Here is a 5222-nt window from a genome sequence, read left to right on the forward strand (position 1 = left end):
TCTATTTGCAACAGTGCCAAAACGACTGCTATTTCCTTTACTGCGGCAGGCAATAATTTTGAATTAGCACTGGCTGTAGCGATTGCCACTTTTGGATTAGCTTCACCTGTAGCTTTCACAACAGTGATTGGACCGCTTGTTGAAGTGCCTGTATTGATTGCCTTAGTGACAGTTTCGCTATGGCTTAGAAAAAAAGTTTTTAAAGAAGTATGAATCAAAAGAGTATTTAGATTTCCTAAAATTAACATAATACACCTTATACAAAACTAAAAATGGGAGCTTTAAGCTCCCATTTTTGCTGAGTTTTTCAATTTTTAGGTAGTAGCCTAGGCTTCAATAAATTACGCACCTAAACGCATTAACTTTTCTTGAATCGCATCACTGACAAAGGCATTTAGAGAATTACTTGATGCTAAAACCGCCTTACGGTGCAATTCAGGGCTAATACGGACATTAAAAGTGCCTTTGAATGGTTGATCAGGAGATTTTCCTAGTTCAGCACATGATTCTAAATAGCCGTCTACAGATTCCTGAAAAGCTTTCTCAAGGGCTTTTAAAGTTTCCGCTTCATAGGTGATAAGATCACGAATAAAAGCAAGTTTTCCAAATAACTCACCTGTTTCAAGATCAGGCTCAATTGTTCCGAGATAACCTTTGTATTTTAAATAGCTCATAAAAATCCCTCCTGCTTGAGTGCCTGTTTTACAGCTTTCAATGCCCCACCTTTGATTTCATTTTCAGGGTGTGGTCTATGCAGTAAAATCATATGTTCAGTTTTTTCATTAAAAAACCGAACACGAGAGCCTGCCATTTCAAATTTTTCATAGCCGAGCTGGCTCAGTAAAACGACTAAATCTTTATATGGAAACGTATTTTTTGAATTTCCAAATTTTTCCAATAACTTTTCCGTTTTACCCATATTTTAGCCCTACTCAGTTACGACTAAGTATAGTCCCCTGAAATTAAAAAATGCAACTGAATTTAGTTGCATTTCATATAACAACCATTATGTTAAATGGAATATAAAAAACAGTTGACATAAATACATTGTGTGCAATTATATTGCACACAATGTATTTATTTAAAGGTAATCAAAATGAGTAATCTTTATTCTACCCAGGTTAAAGCAATCGGTGGACGTTCAGGAAATATTCGTAGTGAAGATGGTATCTTAGAACTAAAATTGGCTTTGCCAAAAGAATTAGGTGGTAAAGGTGATGCAACGAATCCTGAACAATTATTTGCAGCTGGCTATGCTGCATGCTTTGGAAATGCAGTGATCCATGTAACTCGTAGCAATAAAGAATATAAAATCCGTGATAACGATGTAGAGGTCCTGAGTACTGTTGGAATGGTTGCTAATGGCAATGGTGGATTTGCCTTGACAGTACACTTAGATGTCACGCTTTCAGGTATTTCACAAGCTGATGCAGAGAAAATCGTGGAACAAACGCATCAAGTATGTCCTTATTCCAATGCTATTCGAGGTAATATACAGGTGTCTACCACTGTCTATACCAAATAAAAAGCTATGTCCAAGAATCAGCTTTGCTTAGATGAGCAACTATGTTTTCCTATTTATGCTGCATCTAATTTAATCGTAAAAGCTTATCGCCCTTTTCTTACACCTCTCGGACTCACTTATCCTCAATATTTAGTGATGTTGGTTTTGTGGGAAAAAGAATGTGTAAGTGTGGGTGATCTTGGACAAATTTTACATCTTGATAGTGGAACATTAACCCCACTATTAAAAAGAATGGAGACATCTGGTCTAATTAATCGATCACGTGATCCTAATGATGAAAGACGAGTTCTTATTTCATTAAAAGATAAAGGGCGAGACTTATCTGCTGAAGCAGAAAAGATTCCTAAAGAGCTTACCAAGAACATTGAGTTTGATAACTTAAATCAATTACGAGATGAATTAAAAGTATTAGTTAATCTATTATCAGAAAGAATTTGAGACCTCTTAATATCTGATAATGGAAGCCTGAACCGTACCGGGTTTGTCGGAGACTTTTTATTTAAGTTAGGCCACCTGACCTAACGGGTTAATCTTATCATAGTACATTGCTTCAAACTCAAAAGGCGATACATAACCCAGTGCACTGTGTACACGCTTTTTGTTGAACCAATCTACCCAGTTTAGTGTCGCAAGTTGTACATCTGCTAAACCTTGCCAATCTGCTTTTAAATATTCAATCACCTCTGTTTTGTATAAGCCATTCACTGTTTCAGCCAGAGCATTATCGTATGAGTCACCCGTTGTACCGACTGATGCTCGTAAATTTGCAGCTTCTAAACGATTGGTATAGCGAATAGAAAGATATTGAACACCTCTATCGGAATGATGAATCACATTCTTTGGCATACCTCGGTCATGCAATGCTTGCTCCAGCGCATCAAGCACCATATCTGTATTCATACGTGTTGATACTTTCCAGCGGCTTTGTTGCATAAATATGTAAGCATCTGATTTAAATAAATTTAATTTTGGATCAAAAAATAATCAAAACTTTTAAAATCATATAGTTATGAAATCTTTGTGCAACAAAGCCAAACTCAGATAAAAGTCTAAATATTACCCACATGAAATAACAATACAATACGATGTCATAAAAATGTCATGAAGCAGTCACAGAATACTTAATTGAATAAAATTAAATTCTTAGCCTTCTTGCAGAATTAATTAACCTCTTTCAAAGGCTTTAAAAGAATTTTTATTAGCTTCCTTCAGCGCTGCAATCTAACTTTATAAGAGCCATAAATGACTGCTTTAAATGTGCCTTCAAATTCTTCCATACATACATTAAAAACTTATATTAATCGGGACCTTTCCTTACTTGAATTTCATAAGCGAGTATTGGCACAGGCGAAAGATACTGAATATCCTTTACTTGAACGACTCAATTTTTTAATTATTTTTTCAAGTAATCTGGATGAATTTTTTCAAATACGAGTTGCCAGTTTAATGCAACAAATTGAACTTTCAGATCATGCTAGAACTCATCCAGATGACTTACTACTCTCAGATATAGTCACCACCATTTCCAAACTTGCACACGAAGCTGTCGAAGAACAGTATAAAATTCTTAATTATAATCTCTTACCACAACTGCAAGGACATGGCGTTCATTTCATTCAGTATGGTGACATCCTTGAAAAACATAAAGAATGGATTAAAAATTATTTTCATCATGAAGTTCAACCTGTGGTCACGCCTATCAGTCTAGACCCCGCACACCCTTTTCCTCGTTTAGCCAATAAAAGCTTAAATTTTATTGTCACTTTGGAAGGCAACGATGCCTTTGGACGAAAAATTAATTTAGCGATTGTTCCAGCACCACGATCATTACCTAGATTAGTGAAGTTACCTAAAAATATTTCTGGTGAGGATGAACACTACATTCTACTTTCAGCCATTATTCAGCAACATCTTCATGAATTATTTCCAGGGGTGACCACCACTGGATGTTATCAATTTCGGGTCACACGTAATGCAGATTTAACTATCTCAGAAGATGTTGAAGACTTAGCAATTGCCTTAAAAGATGAACTATCCTCACGACGCTTTGGTCGGGCTGTAAGACTTGAGGTGACTAAAAATTGCCCTGAAAATATTATTGATTATTTACTTGGACAATTTGATCTTAAGCAAGAGCAACTCTATCGTATTGATGGCCCGCTTAATCTGGCGCGCTTTATATCGAACTTTAATTTGCCTGAGTTACGTTTTCCTTCCCATGTACAAAAATTACCGAAAGTGTTGTATGGGAAAAAATCCATATTTGAGGTATTAAAAACCGAAGATGTTTTATTACATCACCCTTTTCACTCTTTTGCTCCGGTCATTAAGCTACTGAAAGAGGCAGCCCGTGATCCACATGTGTTAGCCATAAAACAAACCCTTTATCGTAGTGGTGTAGATTCTGAAATTGTGCAAGTCCTTGCTGAAGCAGCACGAAATGGTAAGGAAGTCACAGCAGTGATTGAATTACGTGCTCGCTTTGATGAGGAGTCAAATATCGAAGTTGCCAATCTATTACAAGAAGCTGGGGCGGTTGTTGTATATGGGATCGTTGGTTATAAAACCCACGCCAAAATGATTCTGATCGTGCGTCGTGAAGTAGACAAGATTAAACGTTATGTTCATTTAGGCACAGGTAACTATCATGCAATGAATGCCAAAATCTATACTGATTATGGACTACTGACCAGTGATGCTGATATTTGTGAAGATGTCCATAAAGTCTTCCAGGAGCTCACAGGTATGGGGAAAATGGTCAAATTGAAAAAACTTTTTCATGCACCATTTACTCTGCATTCTCAATTGATTGAACTCATTGAAAATGAAACTGAAAATAGCAAAGCGGGCAAAAAAGCGCAGATTATTATTAAAGTCAACGCCTTAACTGAATCTCAACTAATTGATGCTCTGTATAGAGCGTCTCAAGCGGGCGTTCAAATCGATTTGATTATCCGTTCAATTTGCTGCTTACGCCCACAAGTGAAAGGACTTTCTGAAAATATTCGAGTCCGCTCAATTGTGGGACGTTTTTTAGAACATACCCGGGTTTATTATTTTTACCATCAGGGTGAAAGTAAACTTTTTTGCGCCAGTGCAGATTGGATGGGGCGTAATTTATTCTCTCGCATCGAGACCTGTTTCCCAATCGAAGATAAAAAACTTCGTAAACAAATTCTGGAAGAGGGCTTAATGAATTATCTTCAAGATAATCGGCGTGCATGGGAATTACAAGCCGATGGTACCTGGATACAATGTCAGGCTGGCAATGGACAGGCAGTCCATATTGCCCAGCAACAATTAATGAATCAAATTATTTAACGAAAAATTTCAAGTCATTGTATAAATGACAATCATTTGCAATGATTTAAACTTATTTTAACTAAACTGTAACAATACAACCCTAAAGTAAAAATCAAGTGGGAATGAGTCAATTACATGAATGATATCAGTGTTAAAAAGATCAACAAATTAATTGAACAGTTCGAAGAAGAAGGCAATAAAACACAAGCGCTTGAAATAGGTTATAAAACATATGCCATGCTTATGTCTGATCAGAAATTTGCTGATAAAGTGACAAAATCAGCAGAAAATTCTGAAGAGCGACTTTATAAATCGATAAAAATAAAACTTATTCCTGAGAAACATCATTTTAAAATAAAGTAAGAAGTACCAAACAGAGGTGGTCCCACTTGTT

At 36.2% G+C, this 5222-nt stretch carries 7 protein-coding genes and 1 pseudogene; 5 read left to right on the forward strand and 3 right to left on the reverse strand.

Translation table 11 applies throughout. The annotated features are described in order from the left end of the window. Positions 1–213 (forward strand): arsenic resistance protein (locus tag DPG01_RS18050; RefSeq protein ID WP_416346139.1); only part of this gene is annotated, 213 nt, incomplete at its 5' end. Positions 214–341: 128 nt separating this feature from the next. Here the strand turns inward: DPG01_RS18050 and DPG01_RS18055 are convergent. Together DPG01_RS18055 and DPG01_RS18060 are read right to left on the reverse strand one after the other, a co-directional pair. After that, positions 342–674 carry a type II toxin-antitoxin system HicB family antitoxin gene (locus DPG01_RS18055; RefSeq protein ID WP_004812232.1) on the reverse strand — a complete coding sequence of 111 codons (333 nt, stop codon included), beginning with the start codon at positions 672–674 and terminating at the stop codon, positions 342–344. Beyond that, a complete protein-coding gene (locus DPG01_RS18060) occupies positions 671–919 on the reverse strand; it encodes a type II toxin-antitoxin system HicA family toxin (RefSeq protein WP_004812233.1) in 249 nt (82 codons plus the stop codon). Before DPG01_RS18060 ends, DPG01_RS18055 begins: the two co-directional genes overlap by 4 nt. Positions 920–1096: 177 nt before the next feature. Between DPG01_RS18060 and DPG01_RS18065 the strand changes: the two genes are divergently transcribed. Both DPG01_RS18065 and DPG01_RS18070 read left to right on the forward strand, forming a co-directional pair. Next, a complete protein-coding gene (locus tag DPG01_RS18065; RefSeq protein WP_004786455.1) occupies positions 1097–1525 on the forward strand; it encodes an organic hydroperoxide resistance protein in 429 nt (142 codons plus the stop codon). Between the two features lie 6 nt (positions 1526–1531). Continuing rightward, on the forward strand, positions 1532–1963 hold the full coding sequence (locus DPG01_RS18070; RefSeq protein ID WP_000042163.1) for a MarR family winged helix-turn-helix transcriptional regulator: 432 nt from the start codon (positions 1532–1534) through the stop codon (positions 1961–1963). Between the two features lie 66 nt (positions 1964–2029). Here the strand turns inward: DPG01_RS18070 and DPG01_RS18075 are convergent. Then, positions 2030–2443, reverse strand: a pseudogene (locus DPG01_RS18075) (integrase core domain-containing protein); the annotation flags it as partial. Between the two features lie 324 nt (positions 2444–2767). On the opposite strand from DPG01_RS18075, the gene ppk1 reads away from it, so the two are divergent. Further along, positions 2768–4846: a polyphosphate kinase 1 gene (gene ppk1 / locus DPG01_RS18080; protein WP_110975974.1), complete on the forward strand. Its 2079-nt coding sequence runs from the start codon at positions 2768–2770 to the stop codon at positions 4844–4846. 117 nt (positions 4847–4963) lie between these two features. After that, the gene (locus DPG01_RS18085; protein WP_004646177.1) at positions 4964–5191 is read left to right on the forward strand and encodes a hypothetical protein; all 228 of its coding nucleotides are present in this window, start codon (positions 4964–4966) and stop codon (positions 5189–5191) included. Positions 5192–5222 lie beyond the last annotated feature (31 nt).

The organism is Acinetobacter sp. WCHAc060042 (assembly GCF_003231195.1).
Classification (GTDB): Bacteria; Pseudomonadota; Gammaproteobacteria; order Pseudomonadales; family Moraxellaceae; genus Acinetobacter.